Below are 2,347 nucleotides of genomic sequence, written 5' to 3'. Positions count from 1 at the left end.
GCTCCGACGACATCCACCGCCGCCACCCGCTGCGCCCCTTCCTCGCCGAGCTGGAGCGGCTGCGCACCGTGCAGCGGGTGGAGCTGGCGCGCTTCTCGCGCGAGGAGGTCGTCGGCCAGATCACCGCGATCCAGGGCACCGGGCCGCTGCCCCACCTGGTCGACACGATCTTCCAGCGCTCCGACGGCAACCCCTTCTTCGTCGAGGAGCTGACCGCCCTGCTGGACTGCGGCGGCTCGCCGGCCGCGCTGTCGGAGTCGCTGCGCGACCTGCTGCTGGTACGGGTCGAGGCGCTGCCGGAGGCGACGCAGCGGGTGCTGCGGACCGCCGCAGAGGCCGGCTCGACGGTGGAGTTCGGGCTGCTGCTCGCCGTGGCGGGGCAGGGCGAGGAGGAGCTGATCGAGGCGCTGCGGCCCGCCGTCGACGCCGGCATCCTGCTGCCCGCGGCGGAGGGCCCGGGCGCCGACAGCTACCGCTTCCGGCACGCGCTGCTCCGCGAGGCCACCGCCGACGACCTGCTGCCCGGCGAGCGCTCCCGGCTCAACCGCCGCTACGCCGAGGCGCTGGCCGCCGACCCCGCGCTCGTCCGCCCGGAGGAGCACGCCGCCCGGCTGGCCAGCCACTGGTACCACGCCCGCGACGCCGCGCGGGCCCTGCCCGCCGCGCTCAAGGCGGCCGACGAGGCGGGGATGCGGCACGCGTTCGCCGAGCAGCTGGCGCTGCTGGAGCGGGCCATCGAGCTGTGGGACGAGGCGCCGGCGGAGCAGCTGCGCGAGCTGCCGACCGCGCGCTACGCGGAGTCGTATCCGCTGTGCCGCTGCGTCGACCAGCCCCACCTGCACTTCATCGACCTGCTCGCGGAGGCCACCGTCGCGGCCCGGCTGGACGACGCGCACGAGCAGGCACGCGCGCTGATCCGGCGGGCGCTGGAGCTGCTGGACGAGACGGCGGAGCCGGAGCGGGCGGCGTGGTTCTGGCTGGAGCGGCAGTGGCAGGTCGTGGGCAGCGGCGGCGGCGACGGCTGGGCGGAGCTGGGCAAGGCCCAGGAGCTGGTCGCGGACCGCCCGTCGTCGCCGGTGAAGGCGGACGTGCTGGCGACCGCCGCGGTGTGGAAGATGCTGCACAGCCCGGACCCGGAGAGCATCCCGCTGGCGGAGAGCGCGGTGGCGGAGGCCCGGCGGGCCGGCGCCACGGAGGTCGAGCTGCACGCGCGGATCACGCTGGCCACGCTGCGTGCGCACGCCGCCGACGTCGACCGGGGCATCGCCGAGCTGTACGAGCTGCGCGAGGCCGCCGACCGCTGCGGCGCCCCGACCGTGATCGGCCGGGCGCACAACAACCTGGCGTCCGTGCTGGAGATGACCGGCCGGTCCCGCGCGGCGATCGAGGCGGCCCGGGCGGGCCTCGTGGCGGCCCGGCAGCAGGGTCTGCGCGACTCGATCGCCTTCATCGGGTGCAACCTGGTCGACGCGATGATCTCCGTCGGCGAGTGGGACGCCGCGGAGCGGGAGCTGGCGGGGCTGCGGTCGTACGGGGCGCAGGCCAGGACCCGCGCGTTCGCCTCCCTGGCCGCCGCCTGCCTGGCGCTGTTCCGCGGCGACCTGGACCGGGCGGAGGAGCTGCTCGCCGGGGCCCGCGAGGAGGCGGGCGCGAGCGTCGCCGAGCCGCAGAGCAGCTTCCGGGTGGTGCAGATCGAGGCGCGGATCCTGATGGAGCGCGGCCGGTACGGGCAGGCGCGGGCGGTGCTCGCCGAGGGGCTGGCGAAGCTGCCGGAGCTGGGGCACGAGTCGTACCTGTGGCAGCTGCTGGTCTCGGCCGCGGCGGCGGAGGGCGACGTGCGCGGGCTGCCGGGGGCGGCGGCCGAGGGGCGCGACGAGCTGCTGGACCGGCTGGAGAGCGCGGCGGGGCAGGTGGACACGCCGACGCCGGTGTGGGCGGCGTGGCGGCGGTACTTCGCCGCGGAGCTGGACCGGGCCCGGGGCGGGGCGGACGCGGCGCGGTGGGAGGCCGCGGCGGCGGCGCTGGCCCGGCTGGAGCGGGAGTACGAGCTGGGCTGGGCGCGCTACCGGTGGGCGGAGGCGCTGCTCGCCGGCGGCGCCGCCGTGATCGCGGTCCTCGCCGGGCTCACCGTCTGGCAGCTGCGCCGCCGCCGGACATGACACCCCGCGCCGCGGGCGCACCGGACGCCCACCCGACGCGTCCCGGGCTGCAGCTCCGCGAGACGGACGGCGCGACCGGCCGCGCGCGGCAGAGCCCCGGCGCGGGACAGGCCCGCCCCGCACCGCACTCCGGTCCCGCGGACGACGGTGCCGGGCCGCTCCGGCCCGGGCGCCGCGCCGGCGGCAAG

Annotated in this window: 1 protein-coding gene and 1 pseudogene; both read left to right on the top strand. The window is 78.1% G+C overall.

Going from position 1 to position 2,347, the window contains the following annotated elements; translation table 11 throughout:
• A partial coding sequence (locus ABD317_RS35975) for an ATP-binding protein (RefSeq protein ID WP_344296102.1) occupies window positions 1-2,159 on the top strand: 2,159 nt, incomplete at its 5' end.
• Window positions 2,156-2,347, top strand: a pseudogene (locus ABD317_RS35970) (hypothetical protein); the annotation flags it as partial. The gene ABD317_RS35975 and the pseudogene ABD317_RS35970, both read left to right, overlap by 4 nt.

Source organism: Streptomyces synnematoformans (assembly GCF_039531005.1).
Classification (GTDB): Bacteria; Actinomycetota; Actinomycetes; order Streptomycetales; family Streptomycetaceae; genus Streptomyces; species Streptomyces synnematoformans.
Note: the sequence above shows the minus strand (reverse complement) of the source record. Positions and strands in the feature narration are given on the sequence as shown.